This window comes from Vibrio sp. Isolate23 (assembly GCF_022398095.1).
Taxonomy (GTDB): Bacteria; Pseudomonadota; Gammaproteobacteria; order Enterobacterales; family Vibrionaceae; genus Vibrio; species Vibrio coralliilyticus_A.
In genome coordinates this window covers 171,961-188,778 of record NZ_JAKEUV010000001.1, presented here as the reverse complement: position 1 = coordinate 188,778, position 16,818 = coordinate 171,961, and the positions used below count along the sequence as shown (strand labels likewise).

Annotated in this window: 13 protein-coding genes; 9 read left to right on the top strand and 4 right to left on the bottom strand. The window is 42.7% G+C overall.

Features of this window, described 5'->3' with window-relative positions; all coding sequences use genetic code 11:
• The first annotated feature begins 3 nt into the window (after window positions 1–3).
• The 3 genes from phaC to L1D31_RS00885 all read left to right on the top strand — a co-directional run bounded on the left by phaC (window position 4) and on the right by L1D31_RS00885 (window position 3,782).
• Window positions 4–1,788, top strand: a complete 1,785-nt coding sequence (gene phaC, locus L1D31_RS00895) for a class I poly(R)-hydroxyalkanoic acid synthase (RefSeq protein WP_239835221.1) — start codon at window positions 4–6, stop codon at window positions 1,786–1,788.
• 135 nt (window positions 1,789–1,923) lie between these two features.
• Complete coding sequence (locus tag L1D31_RS00890; protein ID WP_239835220.1) at window positions 1,924–2,616, top strand: aspartate/glutamate racemase family protein; 693 nt, start codon at window positions 1,924–1,926, stop codon at window positions 2,614–2,616.
• Window positions 2,613–3,782, top strand: coding sequence for an MFS transporter (locus L1D31_RS00885; protein ID WP_239835219.1), 1,170 nt, complete (start codon window positions 2,613–2,615; stop codon window positions 3,780–3,782). The genes L1D31_RS00890 and L1D31_RS00885 overlap by 4 nt, the downstream gene beginning before the upstream one ends.
• Before the next feature lie 59 nt (window positions 3,783–3,841).
• On the opposite strand, the gene L1D31_RS00880 is transcribed toward L1D31_RS00885, so the two are convergent.
• The 4 genes from L1D31_RS00880 to L1D31_RS00865 all read right to left on the bottom strand — a co-directional run bounded on the left by L1D31_RS00880 (window position 3,842) and on the right by L1D31_RS00865 (window position 10,782).
• Window positions 3,842–5,086, bottom strand: coding sequence for an SGNH/GDSL hydrolase family protein (locus tag L1D31_RS00880; RefSeq protein ID WP_275666034.1), 1,245 nt, complete (start codon window positions 5,084–5,086; stop codon window positions 3,842–3,844).
• A gap of 454 nt (window positions 5,087–5,540) precedes the next feature.
• Window positions 5,541–8,297, bottom strand: a complete 2,757-nt coding sequence (locus tag L1D31_RS00875) for an immune inhibitor A domain-containing protein (RefSeq protein ID WP_239835218.1) — start codon at window positions 8,295–8,297, stop codon at window positions 5,541–5,543.
• Window positions 8,298–8,415: 118 nt separating this feature from the next.
• Window positions 8,416–8,679 carry a hypothetical protein gene (locus tag L1D31_RS00870; protein WP_239835217.1) on the bottom strand — a complete coding sequence of 88 codons (264 nt, stop codon included), beginning with the start codon at window positions 8,677–8,679 and terminating at the stop codon, window positions 8,416–8,418.
• A 360-nt stretch (window positions 8,680–9,039) separates the two neighbouring features.
• On the bottom strand, window positions 9,040–10,782 hold the full coding sequence (locus L1D31_RS00865) for a choice-of-anchor I family protein (protein ID WP_239836352.1): 1,743 nt from the start codon (window positions 10,780–10,782) through the stop codon (window positions 9,040–9,042).
• Window positions 10,783–11,063: 281 nt separating this feature from the next.
• Here L1D31_RS00865 and L1D31_RS00860 point away from each other — a divergent pair, with 281 nt between their 5' ends.
• From L1D31_RS00860 to L1D31_RS00835, 6 genes are all read left to right on the top strand, one after another.
• Window positions 11,064–11,381, top strand: coding sequence for a metalloregulator ArsR/SmtB family transcription factor (locus tag L1D31_RS00860; protein ID WP_239836351.1), 318 nt, complete (start codon window positions 11,064–11,066; stop codon window positions 11,379–11,381).
• Window positions 11,378–11,785 carry a YeeE/YedE family protein gene (locus L1D31_RS00855; protein WP_239835216.1) on the top strand — a complete coding sequence of 136 codons (408 nt, stop codon included), beginning with the start codon at window positions 11,378–11,380 and terminating at the stop codon, window positions 11,783–11,785. Before L1D31_RS00860 ends, L1D31_RS00855 begins: the two co-directional genes overlap by 4 nt.
• Window positions 11,786–11,796: 11 nt before the next feature.
• Window positions 11,797–12,273 (top strand): YeeE/YedE family protein, encoded by a 477-nt coding sequence (locus L1D31_RS00850; RefSeq protein ID WP_239835215.1) that lies wholly within the window; start codon window positions 11,797–11,799, stop codon window positions 12,271–12,273.
• 486 nt (window positions 12,274–12,759) lie between these two features.
• On the top strand, window positions 12,760–14,880 hold the full coding sequence (gene nrdD / locus L1D31_RS00845; RefSeq protein ID WP_239835214.1) for an anaerobic ribonucleoside-triphosphate reductase: 2,121 nt from the start codon (window positions 12,760–12,762) through the stop codon (window positions 14,878–14,880).
• Between the two features lie 81 nt (window positions 14,881–14,961).
• The gene (nrdG, locus tag L1D31_RS00840; protein ID WP_239835213.1) at window positions 14,962–15,429 is read left to right on the top strand and encodes an anaerobic ribonucleoside-triphosphate reductase-activating protein; all 468 of its coding nucleotides are present in this window, start codon (window positions 14,962–14,964) and stop codon (window positions 15,427–15,429) included.
• 169 nt (window positions 15,430–15,598) lie between these two features.
• Window positions 15,599–16,780 carry an amino acid aminotransferase gene (locus tag L1D31_RS00835; RefSeq protein WP_239835212.1) on the top strand — a complete coding sequence of 394 codons (1,182 nt, stop codon included), beginning with the start codon at window positions 15,599–15,601 and terminating at the stop codon, window positions 16,778–16,780.
• Window positions 16,781–16,818: the final 38 nt, after the last annotated feature.

The window sequence follows — 16,818 nt, the reverse complement described above, 5'->3', positions numbered from 1 at the left end:
AATATGTATCAACACTTCTTTTCGGACTACCTTGTGAAGCTTCAGGAAACCAATCAACAATGGTGGGAAGATCTAGAACTAAGCAGGGCAGCCGTTAATTCCCCTCTAAACAAAGCCATGCAAGAAGTCAATTTCGAAGATACAACGAAACTCTTCGAAAGTGCAGCTAACCAACCAGCTACTATGTTGAAAATCCAAGCTGATTGGTGGCAACAGCAACTGCAAATCTGGCAAAATGTCGTTTTGGCACAAAACAACACATCTGTTGTTGAAGCGGAAAAAGGAGATAAACGCTTCTCCAATGAAGAGTGGCAAAACGATGTGTTTTATAACTTCATCAAACAGTCATACTTACTTTTCAGTAAAACTTACCTACAAACTATCGATAGTATTGAAGGCTTAGATGAAAAAGCGAAAGAGCGCATTAGCTTCTTTTCTCGGCAAGCAATCAATGCGATGTCTCCTAGTAACTTTATCGCGACTAACCCGGAGCTATTGAAACTGACTCTGGAGCAAAATGGTGAAAACCTTCTTGCAGGCTTAGAACAACTGAAAGAAGACGCAGAGTCGAGTGCTGATATCTTAAAGATTCGCATGACGAACAATAACGCGTTTCGTTTAGGCGATGATGTTGCTAATACGGCAGGTGAAGTTGTTTATCGTAATGAACTGTTTGAGTTAATTCAGTATCGTCCGATGACGGAAAAAGTGTATGCAACACCACTTTTAATCGTGCCGCCATTTATCAACAAATATTACATCCTTGATTTACGCCAGAAAAACTCAATGGTTCGTTGGCTGCTTGAACAGGGACACTCGGTATTTATGATGTCGTGGCGTAATCCTGGTAAGGCACAAAGCCATGTTGAGTTTGGCGACTACGTGACGGATGGTGTGGTCAAGGCAGTATCTGCGATTGAAGATATTACCGGACAAGAGCAGATTAACGCGGCGGGTTACTGCATTGGTGGCACTGTATTGGCAAGTACTATTGCTTACTATGCTGCTAAGCGAATGAAAAAACGTATTAAGAGTGCTACCTTCTTCACTACATTGCTCGACTTCTCGCAACCTGGAGAGGTAGGTGCATACATCAACGATACGATTGTCAGTGCCATTGAAGCGCAGAATAACGCTAAGGGCTATATGGATGGCCGCTCTTTGAGCGTGACCTTCAGTCTGCTTCGTGAAAATAGCCTCTACTGGAACTACTATGTAGACAACTATCTTAAAGGCCAAAGCCCAGTAGATTTTGATCTGTTGTACTGGAACAGTGATAGCACCAATGTCAGTTCAACCTGTCACAACTTTATGCTTCGTGAACTGTATTTGAACAATAAATTGGTACAGGACAAAGGTGTCAAGATTGGTGGTGTATGGATCGATCTCAATAAGATTAAGATTCCAAGCTACTTTGTATCCACTAAAGAAGATCATATTGCCTTGTGGCAGGGCACGTATCGCGGTGCTTTGAACGTTGGTGGTAATAAAACGTTCGTTTTAGGTGAGTCTGGCCACATTGCGGGTATCGTCAATCATCCATCTAAGAATAAATACGGTTTTTGGACCAATGACAGCTTAGATGAAAGCGCGGATGAATGGTTAAGTAATGCGCAGCACACTGAAGGATCGTGGTGGACGCATTGGCATCAATGGCTATTAGGCTTTAGCCCAGAAGAGCAAGTGGAGCCTTTTAATACAGGCAACGAGCAGTTCCCTGTACTTGGCCCTGCTCCTGGTGACTATGTCAAGCAAGTGCTCCCCGTCAAAGAAGAAGTTACCAGCTAAATTTGGTGATAGAAATTGAAAAAGCCCTGAGTGATTCTACTCAGGGCTTTTTTATGTCAGTGAGCTTAGAAATCATCTTGTAATTTTGTTACGCATTTGATTAATTGGTGTAGTAATCATGTGAAGGGAAGTGCGATGAAAACAATTGGTATTATTGGTGGTATGAGCTGGGAGTCAACAGTCAGCTACTACAAGCAGATTAACCAAGCAACCAAAGCAGAGAAGGGAGGCTTGCATTCTGCAAAGTTGATTCTAAATAGCGTCGATTTTGCGGAGATTGAAGCTTTGCAACATAAAGGTGAATGGGAGAAAGCAGCGGTTATTCTGAGTAATGCTGCCCAGTCCCTAGAAAAAGCAGGTGTGGACTTTGTGCTTATTGCAACGAATACAATGCATAAAGTAGCCAGTCAGGTAGAAGAGGCGATCTCTATTCCATTACTGCATATTGCCGATACAACAGGTCAAGTATTGGTTGAACAAGGAATCAATAAAGTTGGCTTACTTGGTACTGCATTTACCATGGAACAGTCATTTTACACACAGCGTCTGACGGATAAATTTGGGATTGAGGTTATTGTTCCGAATGGTGTTCAGCGCCGACTTATACATGACGTCATCTATGATGAACTGTGTCTTGGTACCCTGAGCGTAAGATCAAAACAGGACTTTAAAACGGTCATAGAAGATTTAGGTGAGCAAGGTGCACAGGGGGTGATTCTCGGATGTACTGAGATAGGCTTACTCATTAGCGAGGACGACACGGAAGTTCCTTTATTCGATACTGCAGAGATACACGCAAATGCAGCGGTTAAAGAGGCATTAAAGTGAACAGAAACGTTTGGATCCTCTCACTGTGTCAAGCATTGTTGATGACAGGAAACATTCTCCTGATATCTGTGATCGGACTAGTAGGTAAGGAAATCGCACCGAGTGAAAGTATGATTACTTTGCCTGTAGCTCTGCAATTTCTTGGCTTGATGAGTGCCACTATTCCAGCGTCTTTGATCATGGGGAGGTTCGGTCGGCGAAAAGGGTTTAGCTTAGGGAATCTAGTGGGTATCACGGGGGCGTCTGTTTCGACATACGCTCTGTATAGTGAGCAGTTTTATTTGTTTTGCTTCGGCACTTTTCTATTAGGTATTGGTATCGGCTTTGGAACTTTATACCGCTTTGCAGCCATAGAAGTTTGTAAGGAAAATGCACGGCATCAAGCAATCTCAATATCTATGGCTGGTGGTGTACTGGCTGCTATCCTTGGGCCAAACCTTGCTGTTTACTCACAGCAGATGACAGGTGATTCACTTTATGTTGGGGCGTTTATGTCTCTCATTGTACTTAACATCATCGCATTATGCCTGTTGCAAACTATTGAATTTCCAAGTCATCAGCTAAGTAAAACAAAAGATAGCCCAGATTCGATCAAGCAAATCATTAAAGCACCTAACTTCATGTTAGCTGTATTTGCGGCAATGGTGGCTTATGCGGTAATGAATATTTTGATGACGGCAACGCCTTTAGCAATGATTGGTTGTGGCTTCGATTTCGAGAAAGCCGCAGGGGTTATTGAATGGCACGTTTTGGGGATGTTTGTTCCAGCATTTTTCACCGGGAAACTGATTGAGAAATATGGCGCAAGGCAGATGATCCTTACTGGCGCTATCTTATTTGTACTGTGTGTAGCAATCAATATCCACGGACAATCTATCTGGCATTTTTCATTGGCTCTTGTTTTACTCGGCGTTGGATGGAACTTTATGTTTATTGCTGCTACGAGTTTGTTCAGTCAGTCTTATGAGACACATAACAAATCTAAGGCTCAGGCATTTAACGAGTTTTTTGTCTTTAGCTGTGTGACAATGACTGCATTATTGTCTGGTTGGTTAGAGGCTACAGTGGGGTGGGAGAGCTTAAATATCTATGTACTTCCATTTGTACTTGCCGTAATTACTTTGTTCGGCATTAACGTCTTCAGAGTGAGGAATGTTGCGGCTTAGTAATGCATTAAAGATTGAAAAGAGGCAAATGACTTTGCCTCTTTTGATAGGGACTGACTCTAGAAGTTGAATTGATCTAACTTCGTCGCGATGATTTGATTGGCAATATACTTATGCGTTGCTGTTGTCGGGTGAGTGACACCCCAGAACACGTACTTATCAGAGCTATGATAGGCACAGTCATTGGTTAACTCATGGCTGTATAAGTAGTCAATAGAAGAACTGCGATTGAGGTTTAAACACGCATCCGTTGAGTTCTCAAAACCATGCTGCTTAGGGTTGGATGTGATTTTATCGAAGATATCGTGGGCGTCATACAGAACCACGTTTAGCCCTTTGTCTTGATATAACCTTGCTTGCTCTTCAATAAAGTCATTGAACTCAAGAATCTTGGCTTGAACGGTATCAATTTCTTCTTGGTTTGAATACTTAAATTGTGGAGCTTTAGTAGCGTCGGGTAAGGTGAAAAGCAAAATATTACTTGCTCCAGATTCCGTTAACCGAATCAATGCGCTGCTCAAATCTGCTTTAACATCGGCCACTTCTCGGCCATAGTTCATAAAGTCATTTAGGCCAAACTCAAGAGTCATTAAACTGTTCTCAGGGTTGTAGTTTTTCGCCATCTTCATATAGGTTAGGTAAGACGTAACTTGATCATAAATCCCTGTCAAGGCTACATATTGGTTGGTGCCCGCAGCGCCACCCACTGCCCAGTTGTACAGCGGGACCCCTTTTGCCTGGGCTAAGTATTCAGTCCATACAAAGCCATTCGAGAAATGGCCAAGAAACCAAGAGTTGCGGTTAGGAAATACCCATTGGGAACCATTGTATAGGTTACCTGTATCCGACAAACTATCTCCAAAAGCAATGATACGATTGATTCTGTTGTTGAGAGCGTTGTCGTTTGTCCAAATACTATGGTTGTATGAGAAACGATTATCCGAGGCATAATAAAGAAGATCGGCACTGTCATGATGAACATCAAGTGTCTCTTTACAGCGGTTTTCTATCTCTGTTTGAGAGGCGTTGGTATAGAACATGTTCTTGAATGAAACCGATGACCACCAATACCCATCGATGGTGTAGTAGTCACCGTTATCATCACGCGCCCACTCCCAGTCAGTTGAAGGGTCGTCATGATTTTGTGCAGGGCGGTACCAGCACCGGACATAAGTGTATGTTTGTGTGTCCTGTACTTTAGAAGCATAACTTGCGGTTACAGCTTCTGGTGTCATTGGTAAGTTATCTGCAAAAACGGTAGGTGTTGCCAAAATGCAGCTAGCTAAAATTAACGTTTTATTCATAATTATGCACTTATTATTTTGATTGTAGAGTATTTACTCATTATTTTTTGCATATATAACATAGAACAGTCAAAGTATTCATTTGATAAATGAATTGAGATTGAATCAAGATCAAATTTTTATCCATAAATGAGTGTTTAATGATTAGGAGTGATTAATAAGCAATTCGTTTGATTTTTAAACATTTAGAAGTCGAATTTTATGGCTATTTTTTGAAGTGGCGATTTATTGAAATAAACGGAGTGTATCATTTGACATTATTAATGTTTTTGTTAAAAAACATTAGCCGAACATGGGATAAAAATAGAATTGGCTGTAATGCGTAGAATAAAAGGTGATTACTATAATGATAAAAATAAAAAAAACTGTAATGGATAAAAAAAGAGCGCAACTTAAGTTGCGCTCAAATCTCACTCAAATAAGAGGAGTAGGAAGTTAAGGAACGGGGAAACCCTTATAGATCGACAGTTATGATTTTAGTGACTTTATCACCGTTGTTGTCCATGACGGTCAAGCGGACTTCTTGCTTACCGTAGCTCGGGAAGATAGAAGTAAATATGCGTCCACGTTTCACTTTTCCGTTTGGTAGAACCCATTCAGTATCAACGATGCGGCCATCTGGATCTGAACTTGTTGACCACATAGTGACCCAGCGACCAAGGTGTATGTAGCGTGCACTGGCGGTTGGGAGTAGGTTGTTAGCTTCTACTGTAATGGTTTCTGTCGTTGTGTGCTGGTCACCACGATCATCCGTCACTGTCAAAGATACTGTATAACTGCCGTCATTGAGGTAAGTCCATGTAGGAGCACTCTCATTGCTCGACTCACCGTTACCAAAATCCCAGTCGTAAGCGACAATAGAGCCATCGCTGTCTGAACTCGTGTTGGTTGCAGTGACCTTCAAACCATCAATAGACAGCGTAAATGCAGCGACCGGCGGCTGATTAGGTGCTTCTGCTTTCGATACTTTGATTACACCGTAAGTGTTGTCTGCAGCTTGGTTGATCACTTCAATTTGAACACCGTGCTCAGTCAGAAGTCGGCCAGCATCTGGTGCTTGAGGGTTTGAGTAGTCTTGGTTGTCAGCGAAATAGGCATTACCAATCAGGCTCACATCTTCAAGTACATCACCGTCGCTGTTTTCCAGACGCATTGGTTTCTGGTCATTTAAAGAGAAAGCTGCATCACGAACTTGGTATCGTGTTTGCGCTGCTGTTCCTGAATTTGCCCAAATCATGGCGTTTTGATCGGCATCGACAACACCTAGCCAACCTTCACCGGGGTGTTTACCTACCCAGTTATCTGTCATGGATTCATCTACATACCAAACGATCAGCCCTGGCTCGAATGACATCAGCTTGCCAAAGCGTTTGATGTTGTTCAAACCTTCATCGACATCGTTGTGGCTACGCCATTGCAGTAAGTAGTAATGAGCAGCTTCATTGAAGCCATCATTTAACCGATAACCATCGAATGTAAAGCTAGATTGACCTTCCGCATCATCGATCAGAGTTGTGTTACCGTCAGCCACAATGGAAATATTATCGAGGTGAAGACCTTCCATAGCTAAGCCGCCATCGGTCACATAATCGAAACTCAGTTCAATGGTTTGACCTGCCCACTGAGATAGATCGAACTCGGCATCAATCCAACCGTCAGATTCGCCAGCGATGGCTGGAACAAGACCTGTGTTGTATGGGTCATCCATGGTTGTTATGTTACCTTCGATCTGCTGACCGTTGATAAGCACTCGAGCGTAGTCATAGTCTTTTTCGATCTGATACCAAGCTTTAAACGTCAGTTTGACACTGTTGCCTTCTGGTAGAGTCAGTTGACGAGACATCTTGTTCTTTAGGTCATCGCCTTTACCTGAATGGAAGCTATAATTGCCCGCGAACGGTTTATGACCTTCAGTTCGTTTGACTGGTAAGTCAATGCGAACCATGTTTTGCTTGTCATTGTCGATTGTCTGATACAGCGTAATCTCTTCACCTTTGCTCGATAGAGCATCTGCAGAGATGGTTTGGTTAGCAATCCATTTGCCGCCAATGGATTCTTGTAAAAATTGTTTGGCCCACGAGCTGAATGCGGTTGGTTGCGTGCCCCCAATTTTTCCTGCCCAGCTACCTGAAGACATGATAGACCAGTAAGAGACGGGTTCTCCTTTACCTGTGTACTGAGTGTCGTACTCATCTGGAAGGCCGAGATCGTGCCCATATTCGTGAGCACAGACACCTGCTGCGGCATCAATAGGTTGGATAGTGTAATCAAATGCGGCATATTTACCGTCGAAGCGCCCAGGGACGGTGCTAGACGTACCTTCAAGCACATGATACTTACCTAAATTATAGCGGTGAGACCAAATTGCGTCATCACCTAAGACACCACCACCGGCTTCCTCACCCACCGAAGAGTGGAATACCATCAGGTGGTCAATGACGCCATCAGGCTCACGGAAGTTGCCGTCACCATCGTAATCATAACGATCTTCAATATCGTAGTCGGCCAGATTAATACTTGGATCTTGTGCTAACTGGTTTAAGGCTTCACGTACTAACTCTTGAGCATTGATATCATTGTCCGTTGTAGGAGAGTTACCCCCGTAGAAAGACGCGTTCTTCGACGCTCGGTACCAGCCAGCCGCTTGACCAGCTACGCTATAGCTTTCACCTGACTCACTTTCGTAATATTGACGCATGGAGATGAGGTTTTCTCCATTTGGGCCAAGATAGCCTGCACCTGAGAAGAGTAGGTTCTGGTAGTGTTCGGGTTTGTAACTATCGTAGAGCATCTCAGTATGCTCGGAAGTCAGTCGGTTTTCATCCCAAGGTAAGTCAGGGAAGTCGACGAGTAGGGCAAGGACTTTGTCTGTACGCTTTTGTGATAAATCAAAAGCAAACACATGTGCTTTATGGTGACCTTTCTTTGCTTCGATAGACTTTAGGATCTTAGCTCGCTGCTCCAGCGCTTTCTTGCCGAATTGAGCGTCTCCTTTGAAGCCTCCATTAAGCTTTGTGTTTAAGTAGTTATCAAGGGCGTTTTTTTGCTCTTCTACCGAAGAATTTTCATCAAGAACCCCTTTTCTAACGAGCATCTCGATAATTTTTTCTTCGTTCATCACACCTAAATCTATAGGTGTTTTGGCGTGACCACTGACACTAAAAAGGGTCAGCACCGCTGTTGCCAGCAGTGTTTTCCTCATAGGACTCATATTATTTCCTTATTATATTTTGATTGCCAAATACCACTTATTAAGCGGTTATAACGTTGCGTGAACAACAAAATCCCAATCAATGGGAAGATTCCTTTTAAGTGACTTTCAGCCTGAGCTATTTCTTAATTGCTGAAATACACTTTTGTTCAGTCGGGTTGTTTTTTATATTGGTGTTATTATCTTTCTTATCGTTTTTGTTTTTTTTGTCGAATCTATTAGCAAGATAAATCTGGAGAGATTCTTGTTTTTCTTCATAGGTTTGATTATCGCAAATAACACCGCGTTCAATTAATGAAGCAATGAGTTTCTCATCATCAGGTAGTGGATTTGCTATAACGGCAGAAGAAAGAAGTGTTAACAGACAACTGACAAATTTCATTTTTAATTTATAAAATGTTAATGTTTCGAAACAAAATATAACTAAGCGTTATTAAATGCAACGGCTATTTTTTGTCCATCAAGATCTTGATTCATGTATCAACAAAATAAGTAAACACATATGATCGTCCTTAATTTACTTTTTTGTTATCTAATTATTTAACATTACAGAATAAATAACTTTATAAATTTGTTATTAGTGGCTTGGGAGTATTGAAAATAGAAAGGCGGGGAAAAAGAGGGTAAATATTTATTTTATCGTACGCTAAGTTCAACAAAAAAAGCGCCATAAGGCGCTTTTTACAATATAGAGAATGATCATTGCAGAGGGAAACTGAGCCCAGTAATGTGATCTAGGCAGTTAAAGTTCTATGCGGTAAATCGATGTAGTTCCGCTGACTTCGTTACCCACTGCGAGGAGGTGCTTACCATGTCGAGCAAAATAACGAATCGATTCGGGACCTAAATCACCTGCTTCTGGGTTATATGTATCATTACTACACTCGCCATCCGAAACTTGAGTACAAACTGGCTCGGAGAAGTCGCGATTGTTTATGTAGTTGATGAACATCGGTGAAGTTGGCGTGCTCACATCGTAAACCATAATGCCACCTTGCCTTTCCAACCCGATAAATGCATACTGCCGACCATTAATTGATGCAACTTCAATGGCCTCTGGCTCAACTCCTTTATCATCACTGCGGTCATCAGCTGTTTCATTGCTGTCGTTGCTGCTGTTCAGGTGTTGTGGATCAAGTGTATTGACGATATCAGCAAACTCATCGCCACTGTCAAATACGAGTTCACCGTTTGCATTCCACAGTGAAAAAGAGCGGCTACCAAAACTATAAACCACATCATCTTGTGCTAAATCGCCATTCGGCTTTACAACTTTCAGACGGGCAAGTTGGTTTTTGTTACTGAGTTGGCTTTTTAGTGGATGTGATGCGTTGACGTTAAGGTCTTTACCACGCAGCTCATCGCTGTATACGATACAGAAGCCTTTTTCAGTGCTGTATTGGCTCGAGTCCGTGAAGTCATCTTCGTCCCATTCAAAACCTTTGCTATCGCAGACCGCTTGAGTGGTTTTAAAACCATACTCTCGACCATCACCTTCGTTGGCTGTTGCGATGTAGGTTTCTCCCTCTACTTGAAAACTAGCGATAGAATCAGGCATGTAAAGCCCTTCAAGTTGAGGGTAAGAGTTCAAGTTGCCCAGCTTTTTATCTTTGTTAGAAGCATCTAGAGCTTTTGTTTCCCAGCTTTTCCCACCTAAGCCGTAGATAGAGTCAACGGAAGCCTTGTGAATATCAATTTTAGCCAGCGCATTGTTTTCCTGAAGCGCAACGTACAAATAGCCGTCATCTGCGAAAGTCAGGTATTCTGGCTCTAAATCTTGTGCAACGGTCGCCCCTGGAGCTGATATTCTGATGGTTTCCATTAGCTCATCATGTCGTGATTCGCCTTGGTTGAACGCTTTGAATGAGAGCTGTTTGACTTCGGCTTGCTCGATACCTGATGCGAGGTCGACTAATGTGATACTGCCTTCAGGGTCGATGCTGTAGTCAGAATTTGGCTCGCCTTCGTTAGCTGTTGCTATGTAACGACCATCTTTAGAAAAAGACACCATATCTGGCAGTGCACCGGTTTGATAGGTCTTAATCAGTTCTAATGTGTCTGCATGGTACAACGCAATCAAGCCATTTTCTTGCTTCACTTGGTTTTCAATGGCGACTGCGACTAAGCCATTGTGAACAGAAACACTATTGGCGGCGCCAATCTTGATGTTGGCCATTTCACCCGCAGTGGATAAGTCAATATGCGCGGTTTTAGTAGGACGATTTTGTGCATCTAAAGTCATGACATCGACCCGCTTGGCTTGGGCATTCACCACAAACAATTGATCGCTACATTCGTCATAAGCAACGATTTCTGCTGCCGAAGTATCAAACTCACTATCGGCGACATAGGTCCCGAGTAATGTTAACCCGGTGATAGAAGACTCTGAGCTCTCAGGCTTGGCGGCAACTTGACACTCTGCGGTCAATTTAGTTGTTTCTAGAGAAGTGCAACCCGCTAGAGCAATAGCAGTACAAGCAGCCAAAGTAGTCAATTTATGAACAGTAAACAAAATGGTTCCTCCATGATTTAACGTGCTGATACTACGGAGGAATTGTGAAAGAAATATTTAATTCCTATAACAGTTGATTGAATTGTTGATAGTGGAATGTGGCACTGGTGGGCTTTTTGTCTTACGGGCTAACGTGATGGCCTAAGTTGCTAGGCAAAGAAGTTGGTGTAACAATGATGTCTAAATTAGTATTGACTAATGTTCGAGAGTGAGTGATAATTTTCATTAATTTAGTAAATGCTAATTTATCAGTTATGAGTTCAAACACGATTGATATTACAGAAATGAGGGAAAGGGCGACTGAGGCTTCAGATATGCTGAAGGTTATGGCTCACCCTGTTCGCTTGATGATGTTGTGCCAACTGACGCAGGGCGAAATGGGGGCAGGAGAGTTGCAGAAGAACGCTTTACTTAGCCAATCTGCGTTTTCTCAGCATCTTATGATATTGCGTAATCACAAGATGATTCAGGCCCGCAAAGTCTCGCAGCAAGTTTTTTATTCTTTAGCGGACCCTAGAATTGAAACGTTAATTGAATCTTTTCACGATATGTTTTGTAGGAGGTCATTATGAGTGGAACCTTTCCATGGCATTCTTTAATAGGTGGTACTCTTCTTGGCCTGTCAGCTGCGATTTTGTTGTTATTTAACGCTAAGACCGCAGGAATAAGTGGGATTGTAAATGGCGTTTTTACGCCTAATCGGTATGACTTTTTGTGGCGTATCTTGTTTTTGTCAGGAATGGTAAGTGGAGGTGCACTCAGTGTGAGTTTTTTAGAGATACAAGTACCTAGCCCCGACTCTATATCAACGTCTCATTTGGTCGTAGCAGGTTTGCTTGTTGGCTTAGGTACGCGTATTGGTAATGGATGTACCAGTGGCCATGGTATCTGTGGTATCGGCCGATTTTCTCTACGCTCCGTTGTGGCCACGCTGATCTTCATGTTCACTGCGGTTGTGACGGTTTATGTTCGCTAAGGTGGGATAACATGTCACAGCTTAAGCTTCAAATGCCAGCACAAATATCTGAACAATTCGTTGCACTAGCCAGTGGGATAATGTTTGGTATTGGCATGGCGTTGTCTGGGATGACTAATCCAGAAAGTGTTATTGGTTTTTTAAATGTCATGGGGGATTGGGATCCCAGCTTAGCGTTTGTAATGGGAGGTGCGCTAGCCGTATTTACCCCTATTTACCATTTTGTAATCAAGACTCGGAGACATGCGTTGCTGGGGGAGCCGTTCTGTTTAGTAAGGAACCAGAAGGTTGATAGAAGATTAGTCTCGGGCTCAATACTATTTGGTACCGGCTGGGGACTCGCAGGCATCTGCCCTGGACCTGCTATCACAAGCCTATCATTTGGTAACCTCGATATGTTCATCTTCATTATCGCAATGATGACGGGTTCACTGATGGCAAAATACATCCGAGTACCCATTAATAACATGGCCATTCAACGCGAGTGAAGTCGAAAAGGGCTATGCAAGTACCGTAAAATCCTCACTGGTTGGTAGTGGCGGAATAAATTGATTTGAAGATTGAATGATCAGCCATTCCAGATTCTATGCAGTGATAGAAAGATAAGTTTCTGCAAAAGACAATGTTGAAACAGTTATCAACAGAAGCGCCAGAATCGATATAAGTTTAGTGTTTGTCATACTCTATATAATTTGTGTTTATTGACAGCCTTTATTCTATAAGCACTCAAGAAAAAGCAAGTGAAAATCGAGTGAAAATCACTTTTTTCATACATTTCTTTCAAGCTGAGATCACTGCCACTAAGATCGATTTGATCTTAATCTAGGGCCCAATTTTATTGATCGAAATCAATACATGCCATGAGCTCATTTCGTTAAATACGCCACAATATATTGTGTTGGTAGAGTAAAAATTAACCCTATATAGTGTATTTGTGGATAACTCTGTGAGTATTTAAAGGGTAAGGAGAGAAGGTGAAACCAATCGTAATCAAACGTGACGGCTCTAGAGCTCCGTTTAGCAGGGATCGCATTCAAGCTGCTGTTGAAGCAGCGGCAGAGCATGTCGATAAAGAGATCGCTATTTACGCGTTAAATGTCGCGTTAGCGGTGGAGCTGAAGCTAAGAGATCACGATGAAGTTCATATTACTGAGATTCAAACCTTAGTAGAAAACGAGTTGATGCAAGGTCCTTACAAATCACTGGCGCGGTCATATATTGAATATCGACATGACCGTGACATAGCGCGAGAAAAGCAGAGTACATTAACACGGGAAATTGAAGGTCTTATTGAGGAAAGTAATGTCGATCTTATTAACGAGAACGCAAATAAAGATGGCAAAGTAATTCCAACTCAACGTGATTTATTAGCGGGTATTGTTGCTAAGCATTATGCTAAAACTCACATTCTGCCTCGCGATATTGTTCAAGCCCATGAACAAGGCGATATTCACTACCATGATTTAGATTACGCACCGTTCTTCCCTATGTTTAACTGTATGTTGATCGACCTAAAAGGCATGTTGACACATGGTTTTAAAATGGGGAATGCCGAAATAGATACGCCAAAATCTATTTCGACAGCGACCGCAGTCACCGCACAAATCATTGCTCAAGTGGCCAGCCATATCTATGGCGGAACGACAATCAATCGGATTGACGAAGTCTTAGAACCTTACGTGATGGCAAGTTACGCAAAACACCTTGAGATAGCTAAAGATTGGGACATCCATGAGCCGGAGGGATTTGCACGTGCTCGAACGGAAAAAGAGTGTTATGACGCTTTTCAGTCTTTAGAATATGAAGTCAACACGCTTCACACCGCAAACGGACAAACTCCCTTTGTCACTTTCGGCTTTGGGCTTGGCACTAGTTGGGCTTCACGCTTAATTCAGCAGTCTATCTTGAAAAATCGTATTGCTGGTTTAGGTAAAAACCGGAAAACTGCGGTGTTCCCTAAACTGGTTTTTGGCATCAAAGACGGACTTAACCACAAAGAGGCTGATCCTAACTACGATATTAAGAAACTCGCACTAGAATGTGCTTCAAAGCGTATGTATCCAGATATTCTTAATTACGAAAAAGTGGTAGAAGTCACGGGTTCATTTAAGACGCCAATGGGTTGTCGTAGCTTCTTGGGTACCTACCGAGAAGAGGGAGAACTCATCCATGAAGGGCGCAATAATTTAGGTGTGGTTAGCTTGAACTTACCGCGAATTGCCATCCAATCTGAAGGCTGCGAAGCGAAGTTCTATGAGATCTTGAATGAAAAACTGGTGCTGTCACGTCGAGCGCTGGAGACTCGTATCTCAAGGCTCGAAAATGTCAAAGCGCGTGTGGCGCCTATTCTATACATGGAAGGAGCATGCGGAGTTCGACTTAAAGCTGATGAACCTATCGCCAACATTTTTAAGCATGGTCGAGCATCTATTTCTCTTGGTTATATTGGTATCCATGAAACCATCAACGCACTCTATGGTAATAATGAGCATGTGTACGATAGCTCAGAGCTACGTGAAAAAGCACTGAATATTATTAAGCACCTAAAAACAACGGTGAATCAATGGGCTGAAGAGTCGGGTTATGGTTATAGCTTATATGGCACGCCAAGTGAGAATCTGTGCAGCCGATTCTGCCGTATCGATACCAAGGAATTTGGTGTGCTCGAGGGAGTCACTGAAAAAGGGTACTACACCAATAGCTTCCATTTAGATGTTGAGAAAAAGGTTAACCCATATGACAAGATCGACTTTGAAATGCCTTACCCTGAGATCTCAAGCGGTGGATTCATTTGCTACGGTGAGTTTCCGAACATGCAGCGCAATATCGAAGCGCTAGAAAATGTGTGGGACTATAGCTATAGCCGCGTTCCTTACTATGGAACCAATACGCCCATCGATGAATGTTATGAATGTGGTTATAACGGAGAATTCGACTGCACCAGTAAGGGCTTTACCTGCCCAAGCTGCGGGAATCATGACTCGACTAAAGTTTCGGTAACTCGACGTGTTTGCGGATATTTGGGAAGCCCCGATGCAAGGCCGTTTAATTTCGGTAAACAAGAAGAAGTCAAACGTCGGGTGAAACATCTGTAACATTTTTGGTTAGTGAATAGGGCGAAACCTTCGTCCTTTTCTCAATGCCAGTACTGAGATTGTATGGAGTCGAATGGCATCATGAATTATCACCAATATTATCCAGTCGATGTTGTGAACGGACCTGGTACTCGCTGTACTCTGTTTGTCTCGGGGTGTGTGCATCAATGCCGTGGTTGTTACAATCAATCCACGCAGCGCCTTGATTCTGGCGTGTTGTTTACCCAAGAAGCAGAAGACCAGATCCTTCTGGATTTAAAAGATACCCGTATAAAACGACGTGGTTTGTCTTTGTCTGGCGGAGATCCACTTCATCCTGCAAACGTAGCGGATATCCTCAAGCTAGTAAAGCGTGTACGTAAAGAGTGCCCTGATAAAGACATCTGGATGTGGACCGGCTACACACTGGCAGAATTGACGTCAGAACAAAGCGAGGTAGTCGAATTACTCGATGTACTTATTGACGGAAAATTTGAGCAAGAGAAAAAAGATCTCAAGCTGGAGTGGAGGGGGAGTTCCAATCAAATCATACACAGGTTCAAAATATAACCTTAGCGTTAGCGTTTTATTCTGAACTACTACTTTGTGTTGCTATTATGTTAACTGGTGCAGGTTTTTATCCTGTTTTGCTCTTAGCCGCTAAAATTTTATTTCTGAATTAAAGGATTCAATGATAAGTTGAACACCGTTACTTGAATTTCAAAGGGTTATGACTTTCATGTTCTCTAATTTACCAACACCTACATTGGATCCTATCCTTTCTTTATCCGTTGCATACCGAAACGATCCCCGTCCTGACAAAGTGGACTTGGGTATTGGCGTCTATAAAAATAGCGCTGGTGAAACCCCAGTCATGAAAGCTATTTTGCAAGCGCAAGATATTGTTGTTGAAACACAAAAGACGAAATCTTATGTCGGGTTAGCTGGCTGTGAAGAGTTCAACCAGAGCATGGTTGATTTACTACTATCGGGCACCTCTGCAATGGACCGTGTTGCAGCGATCCAGACGCCGGGGGCAAGTGGCGCCTTGCGTATGTTGGGTGACTTAATGAAAGTTGCTCAGCCAGAAACTACGGTTTGGATTTCAAACCCAAGCTATGTTAACCACCGACCAGTCATGGAAGCTGCAGGGTTAAAAGTTAAACATTACTCTTATTTCAGCCCAGAGACTAAGCAAGTCGACACGGGGCGTATGTTGGAAGAGTTATCGCAGGCAGGGCCGAAAGATGTGGTACTTCTTCACGGGTGTTGCCATAACCCAACGGGCGCCGATATTGATTTCTCAGCATGGCAAGCCATTACGGAACTTTCTCAGAAGAATGGTTTTATTCCGTTTGTGGATATTGCGTACCAAGGGTTTGGCGATGGTTTAGAAGAAGATGCCAAAGGCTTACGCTTTATGGCTGATAACGTTGAAGAGATGCTGATAACGACGTCGTGTTCAAAAAACTTTGGCCTATATCGCGAACGCACAGGTGCGGCCATTGTCGTTGGTAAGTCTGTACAAGATGTCAATAACGCAAAAGGTAAGTTACTGACGTTGGCTCGTGCGACTTACACTATGCCACCTGATCACGGTGCTGCGTTGGTTAAGACTATTCTTCAAAATGAAAACTTAACACATGTTTGGAAGCAAGAATTGAGTGAAATGCAGCAGCGCTTGCTCAACCTCCGTCAAACTTTGTGTAATGAACTGAGAAATACCCATAACACTTCACAGTTCGATTTTATTGAAAGCCACAAAGGCATGTTTACTGTGCTAGGATTTACTCAAGACCAAATGACGCAACTCCGTGAAGAGTATGGTATTTATGGTGTCGGTGACGGTCGAATTAACATCGCAGGACTAACAGAAAAAGATATTCCTTACGTAGCCGATGCGATAGTTAAAGTGTCTTAAATTTTGCGTTAAGGCTCACATCATGTGGGCCTTTTTAA